The sequence below is a fragment of the Synechococcus sp. R6-10 genome (assembly GCF_047461815.1).
Lineage (GTDB): Bacteria > Cyanobacteriota > Cyanobacteriia > Thermostichales > Thermostichaceae > Thermostichus.
This window is the reverse complement of record NZ_JANSHW010000001.1, coordinates 1-13,919: the sequence shown is the minus strand read 5'-3', so window position 1 is coordinate 13,919 and position 13,919 is coordinate 1. Positions and strand designations below refer to the sequence as shown.

15 protein-coding genes are annotated in these 13,919 nt (G+C 57.0%); 6 read left to right on the top strand and 9 right to left on the bottom strand.

What is annotated here, in order from left to right; genetic code table 11:
• From gmk to NW837_RS00050, 6 genes are all read left to right on the top strand, one after another.
• Positions 1–445, top strand: a 445-nt coding sequence (gmk, locus tag NW837_RS00075) for a guanylate kinase (protein WP_414328676.1), incomplete at its 5' end; no start/stop codon positions are given.
• A gap of 210 nt (positions 446–655) precedes the next feature.
• Complete coding sequence (locus tag NW837_RS00070) at positions 656–1,489, top strand: RNA-guided endonuclease InsQ/TnpB family protein (protein ID WP_414328675.1); 834 nt, start codon at positions 656–658, stop codon at positions 1,487–1,489.
• Positions 1,482–1,967 carry an RNA-guided endonuclease InsQ/TnpB family protein gene (locus NW837_RS00065; protein ID WP_414328673.1) on the top strand — a complete coding sequence of 162 codons (486 nt, stop codon included), beginning with the start codon at positions 1,482–1,484 and terminating at the stop codon, positions 1,965–1,967. The genes NW837_RS00070 and NW837_RS00065 overlap by 8 nt, the downstream gene beginning before the upstream one ends.
• 96 nt (positions 1,968–2,063) lie before the next feature.
• Complete coding sequence (gene speD / locus NW837_RS00060) at positions 2,064–2,522, top strand: adenosylmethionine decarboxylase (RefSeq protein ID WP_414328672.1); 459 nt, start codon at positions 2,064–2,066, stop codon at positions 2,520–2,522.
• Between the two features lie 119 nt (positions 2,523–2,641).
• Positions 2,642–3,580 carry a fused MFS/spermidine synthase gene (locus NW837_RS00055; RefSeq protein WP_414328671.1) on the top strand — a complete coding sequence of 313 codons (939 nt, stop codon included), beginning with the start codon at positions 2,642–2,644 and terminating at the stop codon, positions 3,578–3,580.
• A 93-nt stretch (positions 3,581–3,673) separates the two neighbouring features.
• Positions 3,674–4,825, top strand: coding sequence for an NAD-dependent epimerase/dehydratase family protein (locus NW837_RS00050; protein WP_414328669.1), 1,152 nt, complete (start codon positions 3,674–3,676; stop codon positions 4,823–4,825).
• On the opposite strand, the gene NW837_RS00045 is transcribed toward NW837_RS00050, so the two are convergent.
• From NW837_RS00045 to NW837_RS00005, 9 genes are all read right to left on the bottom strand, one after another.
• Entirely contained in the window at positions 4,822–5,733 is a 912-nt protein-coding gene (locus NW837_RS00045) for a histone deacetylase (RefSeq protein ID WP_414328667.1), read from the bottom strand. The genes NW837_RS00050 and NW837_RS00045 overlap by 4 nt on opposite strands.
• Positions 5,734–5,790: 57 nt before the next feature.
• Positions 5,791–6,111, bottom strand: coding sequence for a hypothetical protein (locus NW837_RS00040; protein ID WP_011431733.1), 321 nt, complete (start codon positions 6,109–6,111; stop codon positions 5,791–5,793).
• 596 nt (positions 6,112–6,707) lie between these two features.
• The gene (gene rsfS, locus NW837_RS00035) at positions 6,708–7,079 is read right to left on the bottom strand and encodes a ribosome silencing factor (protein ID WP_011431734.1); all 372 of its coding nucleotides are present in this window, start codon (positions 7,077–7,079) and stop codon (positions 6,708–6,710) included.
• A 42-nt stretch (positions 7,080–7,121) separates the two neighbouring features.
• Positions 7,122–7,715 (bottom strand): bis(5'-nucleosyl)-tetraphosphatase (symmetrical) YqeK, encoded by a 594-nt coding sequence (gene yqeK / locus NW837_RS00030; protein WP_414328665.1) that lies wholly within the window; start codon positions 7,713–7,715, stop codon positions 7,122–7,124.
• Between the two features lie 4 nt (positions 7,716–7,719).
• Positions 7,720–9,531, bottom strand: a complete 1,812-nt coding sequence (gene lepA, locus NW837_RS00025) for a translation elongation factor 4 (protein ID WP_414328663.1) — start codon at positions 9,529–9,531, stop codon at positions 7,720–7,722.
• A gap of 336 nt (positions 9,532–9,867) precedes the next feature.
• Entirely contained in the window at positions 9,868–10,395 is a 528-nt protein-coding gene (locus tag NW837_RS00020; RefSeq protein ID WP_011431737.1) for an NYN domain-containing protein, read from the bottom strand.
• Between the two features lie 150 nt (positions 10,396–10,545).
• The gene (glyQ, locus tag NW837_RS00015; RefSeq protein ID WP_414328660.1) at positions 10,546–11,532 is read right to left on the bottom strand and encodes a glycine--tRNA ligase subunit alpha; all 987 of its coding nucleotides are present in this window, start codon (positions 11,530–11,532) and stop codon (positions 10,546–10,548) included.
• Between the two features lie 52 nt (positions 11,533–11,584).
• Positions 11,585–12,349: a proteasome-type protease gene (locus tag NW837_RS00010; RefSeq protein WP_011431739.1), complete on the bottom strand. Its 765-nt coding sequence runs from the start codon at positions 12,347–12,349 to the stop codon at positions 11,585–11,587.
• A gap of 48 nt (positions 12,350–12,397) precedes the next feature.
• Positions 12,398–13,807: a DUF697 domain-containing protein gene (locus NW837_RS00005; protein ID WP_414328677.1), complete on the bottom strand. Its 1,410-nt coding sequence runs from the start codon at positions 13,805–13,807 to the stop codon at positions 12,398–12,400.
• Positions 13,808–13,919: the final 112 nt, after the last annotated feature.

Sequence of the window (13,919 nt, the reverse complement as noted above, 5' to 3'; positions counted from 1 at the left end):
ACAGGAAGGTGTCAACTACTACTTTCGCAGCCGGGAGGAATTTCTCAACTTGATTGAAGCCAACGAGCTGTTGGAATGGGCACAGTACGCGGGCAACTTTTACGGCACTCCCCGCGAGATCGTGTTCCAAAAACTCAATCAGGGTCAGGATGTGCTGCTGGAAATTGAGCTGGCGGGGGCCCGTCAGGTGAGGCAACAGTACCCAGATGCCATTCGCATCTTTCTCTGTCCCCCTTCTCTGGAAGAGCTGGAACGTCGCATCCGCGAGCGCGGACAAGACTCAGAGGCCAGCATCGAGCGCCGCCTGGAACAGGCCCGCAAGGAATTAGATGCCCAAGACGAATTTGACTACGTGATTGTCAACGACAACCTGGAGCAAGCGCTGCAGGAGCTGGAAGCCCTGCTCTATCCCCCCTCTCCCTCTTCAAAGGAGCAGCAGCCCTAGCTTCTCCAGCCCCTTCCCGGAACGCTGGTGTCGGTGGTGCAGTGGCTCCAGATTGGGCCTAGGGTTAACTTTCGGTTAAGAAAAAAGCTGCTGGGGAGGGTAGTTTGGCTTTACCAAAAAACTGGGTCTGAAGCCCCGCCCTAAGGCCTACGGCCCGCTGACGCGACCAGGGCGGCTTTTATCTTGCTAGACCTTTGATAAAGTAGGCTCATGCGCGTCCTCGAAGCCAAGCTCCTCAACGGCACAGCCCAGCAGTACCAAGCCTTGGATGAGGCCATTCGGACTGCCCAGTTCGTGCGCAACAAGTGCCTGCGCCACTGGATGGATCATCAGGGGGTGAACAGGGCCACGTTGTACTCCCTCTGCAAGGACTTGGCCAGAGAGTTCCCCTTCGCCCAGAAGCTGAACTCCTCTGCCCGACAAGCCAGTGCGGAGCGAGCCTGGTTTGCCATCTCCAACTTCTACCGCCGCTGCAAGGAGAAGGCAGCCCGGAAGGGCTATCCCAAGTTCCAGAAACATTGTCGCTCCGTGGAGTACAAAATCTCCGGCTGGAAGCTCTCCCAAGATGGAATGTCCATGACCTTCACGGACGGCTTCCAGGCAGGCACCTTTGCTTTGTATTGCAACGACAAGGCGCGGCGGGACATCCTCACCCTGAAAATCAATCGGGTGCGGGTAGTGCGGAGAGCCGATGGCTACTACGCCCAGTTCTGCCTGGACGTGGAGCGTCGGGAGAAGGTGGGCTACACCGGCGAGGTGGTGGGGCTGGATGTGGGCTTGATGCACTTCTACACCGACAGCCACGGCCACAAGGTAGAGTGCCCCCAGTTTTTGCGTCGTGCCGAAAGGAGGTTAAAGCGAGAGCAACGCAGGTTAAGTCGGAAGTTTCGGAGAGGGGCCAAACCCCAATCCAAGAACTACCACCAGCAGAGGAAGCGACTGGGCAAGGTGCATCTCAAAGTCCAACGCCAGCGTAGAGACTGGGCTGTGAAGTTGGCCCGGTGCGTAGTGCTCGCCTACGGCGGCGCGGAGCGCTTTGTCTAGCGACATCGTGGCGTATGAGGACTTGCCGGTGCGCAACTTGGTGTGGAATCACCACTTGGCCAAGTCGATTCACGATGCCAGTTGGAGTTTGTTCACCGGGTGGCTGGACTACTACGGGAAGGTCTTCAACAAGGTGGTGGTGGCCGTGCCGCCCCAGTACACCAGTCAGGACTGTTCTCGGTGTGGCCACCGGGTGAAGAAGACGCTGTCCACTCGCACCCATCAATGCCCGCAGTGTGGGGTGGTACTTTGCCGGGATGAGAATGCGGCCATCAACATCCTGCGCAAAGGGTTGGAGTTGTTGGGTGAGGAGTGGAACAACGGTACCTTTGGGCAAAAGGGAGCCGCCCCGAAAGGGGGAACGCCTGGGGAGAAAGGCCTACGGCCCGCTGCCGCGATGAGCACCGCTGCTGTGGAGGGGCAACCTGACACGGTAAGTGCTGTCGCAGAACCAGGAACCAGAATCCCCTGCCTTTAGGCAGGGGAGTATGTCAATTGTGAGATAATGGTAAAGCTGCGCTTTCTGTGCAGCCTCTGGTTCTAATCAGTTCTATCTGGCCAATTAGGGGATAGTATGCTGCACACACTATCTGGCCAATTAGGGGATAGGTCTCCAGCTCTGATCGGGATCCACTGTATCCTGGAGCTTTACGACTGCCCGGCCAAACTTTTGGATGATGCCTCTCTGGTGCAACAGGCTTTGCGAGAGGCAGCCAGACGCTCCAACTCCACCTTTTTGGGAGAGCTGTGCCATCCATTTGAGCCGCAGGGGATTACAGCCCTCGCTCTTTTGGGGGAATCCCACATCTCCATTCACACCTGGCCCGAAGCGGGCTACGCGGCGGTGGATGTGTTCACCTGTGGTCGCCACACCCGACCGGAAGCGGCCTGTGAATATCTGATCGACGTGTTTCAAGCGCGACGATATTCCCTGCGCAAGGTGCCCCGCCGCACCGCGCAACCGACACTCCTGGAAGAGGCCCCAGACTCGGCTGAGGTGCTCACCTGTGAAGCGACCCGACGAAGGCGCTGAGATCTTCGCCAATCGCAGCTTTTTCCAAACTGTCATGGGGGCCATCTGTAGGCTGGGTGGGATCCGATTCACCCCAGAGGTCAGTCTATGTTGCTGGAAAAAGCTGTAGCGAGGTGCTTATGAGCAGCCCGAGAAGTTTCTTCTGGGTTCAGGAGTACTTTACCCCTTGGGACTACACCGCCCGTGCCGTCACGCGCATCTTGGCCTACCGAAAAACCCCTTTCCAGGAGATGCTGATCGCCGAGACGGGGGCCTTCGGCAAGGGTCTGATGCTGGATGGGCATTGGCAATCCACTACCGTGGATGAGTTTCTGTACCACGAGGCTTTGGTTCATCCGGCTATGGTGCAGGTCGTGCAAGCGGGCGGGATCCCCCGGCGGGTACTGGTGTTGGGGGGGGCAGAAGGGGCAACGCTGCGGGAGGTGCTGCGTTGGCGCTCGGTGGAGCAGGTGGTGATGGTGGACATCGATGGGGAGGTGGTGGCAGCCTGCCGAGAGCACCTGCCGGAAATGCACCAGGGATCCTTTGAAGATCCGCGGGTGGAGGTGGTGATTGCCGATGCCTTGGATTTTCTCCAAGAAACAGGCCCCATTTGGGATGTGATCCTTTCCGATCTCTCCGATCCCATTGAGTCCGGCCCTGCCTATCGCCTCTTCACCCAGGAGTTTTTCCGCCAGATTCGCTCCAAGTTGCAGCCCGATGGGGCTTTCACCATCCAAGCCGGGCCGACGGGGCCGGTTGAGCTTCATCAACACACCCGCATTGTTCGCACCCTGAAAACGGTGTTTGCCGCCGTGCAGCCCTACGCCATCTATGCCCCCACCTACGGTGGCCCACTGGGTTTTGCCCTGGCAGCTCAGGATCCCATCTCCCCCAGGCCAGAACCGGAGCAGATCGACCAGATGCTGAGCCAACAGTTGGATCCCGAGCGGGGGGCACTGCAATTCATCGATGGCATTACCCTTCTGGGCCTCTACCAAGTCCCAGCTCACCTGCGCCGTGCCATTGCCGCCGAGACCACGGTTTATACCCTGGACAACCCGCCTCGCATCGAATAAGGGGCTATCCAGCACCCCGAAGGGATCCCAGGAGAGTTTGTCTTTGGTGCCATAACTTGGTAGATTCGTCTGCAGCCGAATTTTGCTTCCCTAATGAGAGTCTTGGTTATTGGTGGTGACGGATACTGTGGCTGGGCGACGGCCCTATACCTATCCAACAGGGGTTATGAGGTGGCCATTCTCGATTCCTACGTCCGCCGCCTCTGGGATCTGCAACTGGGGGTTTCTACCCTGACCCCAATTGCCCAGCTAGAGCAACGGGTGGATTGCTGGAAGGGGCTAACCGGCAAGGACATTCCCATCTTTGTCTGCGACGTTACCAACTACGAAGCCCTGATCTCCTGCATGCGCCGCTTCCCGCCGGAGGCCATTGTTCACTTTGGCGAGCAGCGCTCTGCCCCTTATTCGATGATCAGCCGCGAGCATGCGGTGATGACCCAGGTGAACAACGTGGTGGGCACCTTGAACATCCTCTACGCCATCAAGGAGGAATTTCCCGATTGCCACCTGGTGAAGCTGGGCACCATGGGCGAGTACGGCACCCCCAACATCGACATCGAGGAGGGGTACATCACCATCGAGCACAATGGCCGCAAGGATACCCTGCCCTACCCCAAGCAGCCGGGATCCATGTATCACCTCTCCAAAGTACACGACAGCCACAACATCCACTTCGCCTGCCGCGTCTGGGGCCTGCGGGCCACCGACCTCAACCAAGGGGTGGTATACGGCGTGCTCACAGAAGAAACCGGCATGGACGAGGTGCTGATCAACCGTCTCGATTACGATGGCGTATTCGGCACAGCTCTGAACCGCTTCTGCATTCAAGCGGCCGTGGGCCATCCGCTGACAGTGTATGGCAAGGGCGGCCAGACCCGCGGTTTCCTGGATATCCGCGACACGGTGCGCTGCGTGGAGCTGGCCATTGCTCACCCTGCCGAGCCGGGCCAATTCCGGGTGATGAACCAGTTCACAGAGCAATTTAGTGTTGAGCAACTGGCGTTGCTGGTGCAAAAGGCGGGAGCCACCATGGGCCTGAAGGTGGAAATCAACCACCTGGAGAACCCCCGCGTCGAGCTGGAAGAGCACTACTACAACGCCAAAAACACCAAGCTCCTAGACCTGGGCCTCCAGCCCCACTATCTGTCCGATTCCCTCTTGGATTCGCTGCTCAACTTTGCTCTCAAGTACAAGGATCGGGTGGATGTGCGGCAGATTTTACCCAAGGTGAAGTGGAAAGGTTAACTCTCCAGGCAAGCTTGGGCCAGGCTCAGCCAGCCGCGCGCCAGGTTGTCCAGGTTATAGCCGCCTTCCAAGCCGAAGAGGGTTTTGCGGGTCACCTGCTCCAGGCAAAGGCGGGCCATGCGGCCAAAGTCTTCCGGCTCTAGCCGCATACCGGCCAAGGGATCCCCTTTGGCACAGTCGAAGCCGGCGCTCACCAGCAGCAAATCCGGCTGGAACGCTTGCAAGAACGGCAAGATCTTCTCGTCGAGGGCCTTTTTGTAGGCCAACCAATCCGAGCCGGCAGGCAAAGGCACGTTGCAGAGGTTGCCGTGGATCCCGGTTTCCTGGGCCAATCCCGTGCCGGGATAGAGGGGAAACTGGTGGATAGAGGCATAAGCCAGTTGGGGATAGCGCTCCACCACCGCCTGCGTGCCGTTGCCGTGGTGAACATCCCAATCGAAAATCGCCACCCGCTTTACCCCCGGCTGATCCAGCGCCCACAGCGCCGCAATGGCCGCGTTGCTGAAGAGGCAAAATCCCATTGCCCGTTCCGGCTCCGCGTGATGCCCAGGCGGACGACACAGCACCAAAGCCGGCTGAGCGGTGGCCAAAACCGAGGCAGAGCCGGCAATCCAAGCCCCCACAGCCAGGCGCGCTGCCTCAAAACTTCTCCCCGAGAGAGCAGTGTCGGCATCGATGCGTCCCCCACCTGCTGCTGCCAACTCAGCCACCTGTTGGATGTGCTGACGCGAGTGTACTCGCTCCAGCTCTGCCAGCTCCGCCAAGGGGGGATCCCGCCATTCCAACTGGTTGGCAAAAGGGGCACCACGCAGCGCCTTAACAATGGACTGCAAGCGAGCCGGACGCTCGGGGTGAAATGGCCCAGTATCGTGGCTGAGGAAAATATCAGAATAGTAAACAGGCAACATGGGCAGAGGCAACAAGCTAAGGCAACGCCTTTGCAGTGTAGCTTAAGCCCGCCCCCTCTATCCGTAGAAGACCTCTGACATGGATCCCGCATAGGGGTCAAGGCCAAAAGAGGCTTGTTGGAGTTTTTGATTGACCACATCCCGCACTACCGACCGCAGCAATTCCAGCTCAGAGGAATTGAGTTGATCGCGGCTGGGACACTCATCGGCAGCCAGCCACATGTAGATGGCGGGGACCCGGTTTAGGATCTGCTGCATCATCGCTTCCCGCTCCCTAGCGTCATAAAACACCTGTTGATGGGGGTGCTCAGTGGAGAGGATAGTTTCCAGTTCTCCCAATGCCAGGTACTCGACGATATTAACCAACATCTTTTCCATGATGAATGTCCCTCCTAAAAATCCCTGTCGCTCTTAAAAACAGACATTAAACAAAAAACGCTGCTTCCCCATCTTCCTCCGCTGCTTTTGGCACCGGATTTTGCCTACAGGCCGACCATTTAAGCCGGTTGCAGTTAAGTCTGCCGTCGGGAAGAAGTTGCGGTTTCGTTCGTAAGATCCTCTTGTGCAGCCAATCCTTGCCTCCTCTATTCACCTCGTTTGCCTTTCCACTTGCCGCTGAAAGCAGCCAATAGGAGCCATCAGCAGCTGGAAAATCTTTTTGCTGGTATTCAGTACCAACGAAGAATTATCAGCGTTCAAGAGAAACAAGGTAGAGCGTTTAACAAAGACTATAGAAACTCGACTGCAAAAGGCAGGAAGATCTTACTCAGCTATTTGTCATTCACTACCCTAACACGTGACTGTGTAAGAAATTGCGGGAATATTAAGAAACTTACATATTTCTTGACAATTGACTAAAACTTCTGTCTGTCAAGGAGGCCCTGGAAGGCAGTTAAAGAGTTGTAAAGAGCAACTCTTCCCTTGGCTCCAAGACCTGAAGAACTGCCAAATCCAGGGATCCAAAACAAATAGATTTAGCCTGCTATGGGCAGATCGACTCGCTGAGCCTGGATCCAGAAAGACTCTAGGTCATAGTAGTCCCTTTCCTGTTGCATAATCACATGGACAATGAGATCGGCATAGTCGATCAGTATCCAAGAGGCCGATTCCTGCCCTTCGATGCGGCGCGGAGTTTGTTTCCACTCGTCCCAAACCTTTTCCTCAATTGCTCGGGCAATGGCGCGGACTTGCGTGAGCGAGTAGCCGCTGACCAGAAGAAAGTAATCTGCCAAAGTGGAGACTTGGGATACATCCAGCAGAACGATATCGCCACCTTTTTTCTCTTCTGCCGCGCGAGCTGCACTCAGCGCCATGCAATAGATGGGATCCCCAGCAGGGGCAGGCATGAGATGTAGCAACTAAAACCCTCCTGAAACGACTGAGTTAACCTAGGACACCGCTTTTTCTAAAGGATGTAACAAAAAATGATTCCGAGTCATGAGTGTGCGCGGATGAACCACCTGATTCCGGTCTAGCAAAAATTTTAGGCTCAAGTCACATACTCCCACTACGGTTTTAGACAAATCTACAAAAGCCATCTGCCGCAACCGCTCCAATTCTGGGCTGTTGCCCCGATTCGGCTCCAGGGCATCGGCCACGAAAACCACACAACTGAGGGGATCCATGCCGGGCTGCCCTAGCGTGTGGTTGGCAATGGCCGCCAAAATCTCCGGGTCCTGTACCTGAAACTGCTCCCGCGCCACCAGGGATCCCACCTCAGCGTGCAGGATGTGAGGTTCGGCCCGCTCAATTTCATCCAGCTCCCGTTCCTGAGCCACCCTTTGCAACAGTTGCTCCGGCGGGAAAGCCTTGGCCAAGTCGTGCATCAGCCCTGCCCAAGCAGCTTTCTGCTCATCCAGCCCGTAGTGGGCCGCCAGCTGTCGGGCCATCCCCTCTACCCCCAAGATATGGCGGAGGCGAGGAGGAGACACCCGCTCCTGTAGCCAGGCCAACACCTCTTCCCGCCCCAGTTGAGTGCCCATGGCCCTAATCATTTTGCAACTTCAGCACGGCCATAAACGCTTCTTGGGGCACATCCACTGTTCCCACCGCCTTCATGCGTTTTTTCCCCTCTTTTTGTTTTTCCAAAAGCTTGCGTTTGCGGGTCACATCTCCTCCGTAGCATTTGGCCAAGACGTTTTTGCGCAGGGCTGGTATGGTTTCACGAGCAATCACTTTAGAGCCAATTGCTGCCTGAATGGGCACTTCAAATTGATGGCGTGGGATCAGCTCTCGTAACTTGGCAACTAGGGAACGGCCTACATAAAAAGCTTTGTCCCGATGCACAATTGTGGATAGAGAATCCACCACATCGCCGTTGATCAAAATGTCCAAACGCACCAAATCATCGGCGCGATAGCCAATCATTTGGTAGTCCATACTGGCATAACCGCGGGTGCGTGATTTCAATTGGTCGAAAAAGTCGGTGACCACTTCCGCCAGAGGCAGCTCGTACACCAGCGTAGTCCGACCCTGCGCCAGATATTTCATGTCTTTAAAAGTGCCGCGTTTGGTCTCACACAGCTCCATCACGGTACCGACAAATTCCTCAGGAAGAATCACCTCTACCCTGACAATCGGCTCCTCAATGCTGGTGCGCTCGTTGGGGGGAGGCAGCTTGCTGGGATTGTCCACCCGAATCACAGAGCCGTTGTTGAGGGTAACTTGGTACACCACCGTCGGAGCTGTGATCACCAGATCGAGATTGTACTCCCGCTCTAGGCGTTCCTGCACCACCTCCATGTGCAGCAGGCCCAGAAAACCACAGCGGAAGCCGAAGCCCATGGCGCTGGAAATTTCTGGCTCAAAGTACAGGGCAGCATCGTTGAGCTTGAGCTTTTCCAGAGCCTCTTTGAGTTCGGCGTACTGATCGGAGCTGCTGGGGAACAGGCCACAAAACACCATCGGCTTGGCTTCTTTGTAGCCGGGCAGGGGCTCAGGAGCTTTGCGATTCACCAGTGTGATGGTATCCCCAACACGGGCGTGTTCCACGCTCTTGATGGCGGCGGCCATGTAGCCCACCTCGCCCGCATGTAGGGCATCCACCGGCTCTTGGTTGGGACGCATCACCCCCAGCTCGGTAATCTCGTATTCTCGGCCAGAGGCCATAAAGCAAATCTTGTCCCCCGTTTTCACCTCCCCGTCCATGATGCGCACATAGACGATCACGCCGCGATAGGCGTCGTAGTAGCTATCGAAAATCAAGGCCCGCAAGGGATCCGCCACTGTATCCCGTGGGGGGGGCACCCGCTGCACAATGGCCTCCAGAATCTCTTGAATGCCAATACCCACCTTGGCAGAGGCGAGGATTGCCCCGCTGCAGTCGAGGCCGATTACCTGCTCAATCTCCGCAATCACCCGCTCCGGCTCGGCGCCCGGCAGGTCGATTTTGTTGATCACCGGAATAATTTCCAGGTTGTTCTCCAGGGCCAGGTACACATTGGCCAAGGTTTGGGCCTCCACCCCTTGAGAGGCATCCACCACCAGCAGCGCCCCTTCACAGGCGGCCAGGGAGCGGGAGACTTCGTAGGTGAAGTCCACATGCCCTGGCGTGTCGATCAGGTTCAAAACATAATCTTGGCCGTCTTGGGCACGGTAGTTCATGCGGGCCGCTTGCAGCTTGATGGTAATGCCCCGTTCCCGCTCCAGTTCCATGCTGTCCAGCAGTTGTGGCTTCATCTCGCGGGCTGAAACGGTGCCCGTTTCCTGCAGGAGGCGATCGGCGAGGGTGGACTTGCCGTGGTCGATGTGGGCGATGATGGAAAAGTTGCGAATGCGGGAGACAGGAACGCCGGTCATAAAAACCTGATCAGGGCAAAGAAAAGATTTTTTACAATGCTAGCCTCTCTGCTCCCCTGCCTGAACTGAGGTTGCCCAGAAGTTGGCTGCCAAGGGGAGAAGACACAGCCCTTCTGCCGGACACCAGAGCACCCTACTGGAATTGGCCGGGACAGCTCCTTTCCGGCAGCGCTGACTAGAGCCGGTACAACGGACGTGCCGCTTGTGTGGCAGGGATGGGATCCGTGAAGATGGAAAAAGCCAGAACGAACTTAGGCGGTGTTGTCGCCAGCTCGCCAGGAGGCTATGGGTCTGACCCGACGGCAGAGGAAGCAGTCCAGAACCCTGCCCAAAGCACTACTTGTCTAACTTCTCAATGTAGGGGCGAATGTCATTGAGGTCGATGTAGCGGTCGGTGGCGTTGCGCAGCTCGCGGGCGATCATCCCTTCGGTGGAGACAACTGTAATCAGCGTGTTTTTGGAACGCAACAGCTCGACGGCCCGCTCAAAATCTCCATCGCCGCTAAATAGAATGATCCTATCGTACTGGCCAACGGTGTTGAACATATCGATTACTATTTCGATATCCAGATTTGCTTTTTGGGAGTACCGACCGGAGTCTTCATCTCGATATTCTTTGAGGATCTTGGTGCGCACAGTGAAGCCCATGCTGATCAGAGCGTCTCGAAAGGCCCTCTGATCATGGGGATCCTTGATGCCGGTGTACCAAAAGGCGTTGACCAATTCAACATTCGGCTGTGATCTAACAAAATAATCCAGCACCCGGCGTGGGTCAAAAAACCAGCCATTTTTCTGTTGAGCATAAAACATATTATTGCCATCAATAAAGATGGAAACCCGAGTGACGGGATGATGGTAAAACATAAAGCTTTTCCGAAAAAAGTAAGGTGAACTGGTCAGAAAAAGAGGATGAAAACGAGGTCACTGACTTTCCACAAGAGCCATTTGGGCAGCCAGCACCTTGCTGACACCAATCTCTCATCATAGCCAAAGGTGGGATCCCTTTCTCAAGAATTAACTCTGGGGAGAGGCACCCCTGTAAACCAAAGCGGGTTCCGGTTGCCGCAGGGCATAGCTGGATCCCGGTCGATCGGCTTGGCTAACGTACAGCTCCGCCAATTGTCGAGCCAGGTTACGGATGCGCCCAATGTAGAGGGTGCGCTCGGCTACAGCAATGACACCACGAGCGTCGAGCAGGTTAAAGGTGTGGGAGCACTTGAGCACATAGTCGTAGGCGGGCAGGAGCAGAGACACGGCCAACCGATCCGGCAACACCTGTTTCTGCAGTTTCTGTTGGGTGGTTTCGATCAAACGCTTGGCCTCGGCTTCGTAGAGCCGGAACAATTCCAGTAGCATCTCCGGATCGGAATACTCGAAGTTGTAATAAGATTGCTCGACCTCATTTTGGAAATAGATTTGTCCATAGGTAATCCGTCCCAGAGAAGGATGCTCATTCCAGCAGAGATCGAAAACCGAATCCACCCCCTGCAGATACATGGCCAGGCGCTCTAGCCCATAGGTAATTTCTACAGAAACCGGGCGACAATCTTGTCCGCCCACCTGCTGAAAGTAGGTGAACTGGGTTACTTCCATGCCGTCCAGCCACACTTCCCAGCCCACGCCCCAAGCCCCCAAGGTGGGAGATTCCCAGTCATCTTCCACAAAGCGAACATCGTGTTCTGCCGGGTTCACGCCCAAAGCTTGCAGGCTATTTAGGTACACATCTTGAATGTCATCGGGGGAGGGCTTGATCAACACTTGGTATTGAAAATAGTGCTGCAGGCGATTGGGGTTTTGACCGTAGCGTCCATCGGTGGGGCGGCGACAGGGTTCGACATAGGCCACTCGCCAGGGATCCGGCCCCAAGGCGCGCAAAAACGTGTGGGGGCTCATGGTGCCGGCGCCTTTTTCCAGGTCGTAGGGTTGTAGGATCAAGCAGCCCTGCTCCCCCCAAAACTGTTGCAGGCGAAAGATCAAGTCTTGAAAGGTGTGGGCTGACATGGCAGGGGTTGGGCAGAGATGGATTAACCCCTATCCTACCAATCTCCTCCTCTCAGTCGAGCAGCTCTTCCCGATCAGCTGGATCCGAGTAGTCCCACTCGATGGGGGGCATTTGGTCGAAGGCTTGTTTGAGGGCGCTCTCCCACAGTTTGCGCATCTTGGCCAGGTAGGGATCCCCGGTGCGCAGGCGCAGACGGTGGGTGACCTTGAACTGATCCGCTTGCACCATCACCAAATCGATGGGGGGGCCGACGGAGATGTTGGATTTCATGGTGGAGTCAATGGAGAGGAGAGCGCATTTGGCCGCATCTGCTAGCGAGGTTTCGTAGGAGAGGGTGCGATCCAAGATTGGCTTGCCGTATTTGGTTTCCCCCACCTGCAAAAAAGGGGTTTCCGGGGTGGCCTGGATGCAGTTGCCCTGGCTGTAGATCAAAAAGAGGGCCGGCTCCTCGCCTCGGATCTGTCCCCCCAACAACAGGCTGCACTGGGCGTCGATACCGTCCTTTTCCAGCCAGGGTCGGTCTTGCTCCTGGATGTAACGAATCTTGGATCCCAGGTAGCGGGCCACGTCGTAGAGATGGGGGAAGGTGTGGAGATTGGAACTTTCCTGTTGGCGCAGATCCCGCTGCACTTCGGTCAAAACGCCCTGGGTGATGGACAGGTTGCCGGAGGTGCAGATCAAGATCACCCGCTCTTCGGGCACGGAAAAATCGAACAGCTTTTGGTAGGTGGAGACGTAGTCCACCCCGGCGTTGGTGCGGGAATCTGCCGCCATCACCAAGCCAAAGCGGGTGATGATGCCAAGGCAGTAGGTCATGCGAACGATGCGGCTCGGCTCTCTGATTGTAGAGGCGATTGTAGAGGTTCAGGGGAAAGCAAATCCGATTTTGTGGCGGATTTCCTCCCGCAGGCGGGCGGTGATCGAGGCTTCGTCCAAATCGGCCAAAATCTGGGCTATGGCGGCTTTGGGGCCCTCTGGCCCCCAACTGGCTCCCTGGGCCAGGTAGCGGCGGGCGGACTCGCCGATGGCATAGCAGGAAAACCCGGCCAACACCGCCTGCGTCAGGGCCACGGAACCGTAGGCTCCCAGAGAGAATCCCCCCAGCAAGGTTTTCAGGGATCCCAGGCCCAACAGCGCCACCCACTCGCCGGCGCCCAGGCTGAGCATGCTGAGGATGATCTTCTGCAGCAGTTGTGTGGCTCCTGCAGTGCTCATGGGCCAGCCGTACAGGCGGGCCAGGCGCAGGATCAGGGTGACATCGATGGCCAGCCCTCCCAAGGTATCGAGCAGGGTGATGGGGTTGAGGGCAACCGCCAGCGCTTTGGTGCGGGCGGCTGAGGCGATGAGGTCTTGGGCTTGCTGGGCACGGGTTTGCAGCTTGCGCTCAATTACCTGCTGGTTAACCCGATCGGCAAACAGGAGGGCATTCAAGGCCAGCAGCGAACGCCCCTCCCGATGCAGGACTTCCAGGATTTTCAGGCGCAGCTCATCCACCTGCGGGGATCCCACTTCCATCTGGGCAGCAAAGCTCCCATCCGGCCTTTGCACCAGGCGGGGTACGCGAGGGGAGGCCGCCACCATGACGATCTCGTTGGGAGAAAGGAGCTGCCGCACCCGTTCGTTGCGGATCTTGTCGTAAATGGCCTGGCGATCTGCCTCTGGGTACTGGTCGATCTTGTTGAACACCAGCAGCATAGGCTTGCCCGCCTCCCGCAGGGTGGCCAGGGCCTCAAACTCCACCCGCGTCAGATCCCCGCAGACGACAAACAGGATCAAATCCGCCCGCTGCGCCACTTCTCGGGCCAGCCGCGCCCGCTCTTCGCCGTCTACTTCATCCAGGCCGGGAGTGTCGATCAGCTCCAGACGGGATCCCTGCCAATGGGCGACCTGTACCGACTGCACCGAGGAAGGGGGGAGGCGGGATCCCTGCAGGGATGTGCCAGAGAAGGAGGACTGGGGGCGGGTTTCCCAGCTGATGTTCCAAGTTGCCGCTTGCTGGGTACGGGTGATGCCATGGGTGGGCCCCGTCTCAAAGACTGGCTCGCCCAGCAGGGCATTGAGCAGGGAAGACTTGCCTCGCCCCACCAGACCAAAGGCGGCGATGTGGATGACCTCGGTTTCCAGCTTGTCCAAGAGCGCTTGCAAGCTCTCCAACTCCCCTTCTAAGCCCGCGACCTCTTGGGGGCGCAGATCCAGTTGGGCCACCCACTGGCGCAGGCTGCGCTTGGCTTGTTGGTAGTTGAGGTCATCTTGTAGGGTGTTGCGGCGAGCCATAGCCGTAGCGCTCAATAGCGGTAGGAAGCAGCCCTTAAAAGACTGATACATTTACGCTGAACACTGCTGAACATCACTGTTCAACTATGCAGCGATAGCATTCTGTTTGTTT

What these genes read in the sequence shown, in the direction of transcription:
- NW837_RS00070 (WP_414328675.1), top strand. Translation starts at nt 656, where the DNA reads ATGCGCGTCCTCGAAGCCAAGCTCCTCAACGGCACAGCCCAGCAGTAC.
- speD (WP_414328672.1), top strand. Translation starts at nt 2,064, where the DNA reads ATGCTGCACACACTATCTGGCCAATTAGGGGATAGGTCTCCAGCTCTG.
- NW837_RS00055 (WP_414328671.1), top strand. Translation starts at nt 2,642, where the DNA reads ATGAGCAGCCCGAGAAGTTTCTTCTGGGTTCAGGAGTACTTTACCCCT.
- NW837_RS00050 (WP_414328669.1), top strand. Translation starts at nt 3,674, where the DNA reads ATGAGAGTCTTGGTTATTGGTGGTGACGGATACTGTGGCTGGGCGACG.
- NW837_RS00045 (WP_414328667.1), bottom strand. Translation starts at nt 5,733, where the DNA reads ATGTTGCCTGTTTACTATTCTGATATTTTCCTCAGCCACGATACTGGG.
- NW837_RS00040 (WP_011431733.1), bottom strand. Translation starts at nt 6,111, where the DNA reads ATGGAAAAGATGTTGGTTAATATCGTCGAGTACCTGGCATTGGGAGAA.
- rsfS (WP_011431734.1), bottom strand. Translation starts at nt 7,079, where the DNA reads ATGCCTGCCCCTGCTGGGGATCCCATCTATTGCATGGCGCTGAGTGCA.
- yqeK (WP_414328665.1), bottom strand. Translation starts at nt 7,715, where the DNA reads ATGGGCACTCAACTGGGGCGGGAAGAGGTGTTGGCCTGGCTACAGGAG.
- lepA (WP_414328663.1), bottom strand. Translation starts at nt 9,531, where the DNA reads ATGACCGGCGTTCCTGTCTCCCGCATTCGCAACTTTTCCATCATCGCC.
- NW837_RS00020 (WP_011431737.1), bottom strand. Translation starts at nt 10,395, where the DNA reads ATGTTTTACCATCATCCCGTCACTCGGGTTTCCATCTTTATTGATGGC.
- glyQ (WP_414328660.1), bottom strand. Translation starts at nt 11,532, where the DNA reads ATGTCAGCCCACACCTTTCAAGACTTGATCTTTCGCCTGCAACAGTTT.
- NW837_RS00010 (WP_011431739.1), bottom strand. Translation starts at nt 12,349, where the DNA reads ATGACCTACTGCCTTGGCATCATCACCCGCTTTGGCTTGGTGATGGCG.
- NW837_RS00005 (WP_414328677.1), bottom strand. Translation starts at nt 13,807, where the DNA reads ATGGCTCGCCGCAACACCCTACAAGATGACCTCAACTACCAACAAGCC.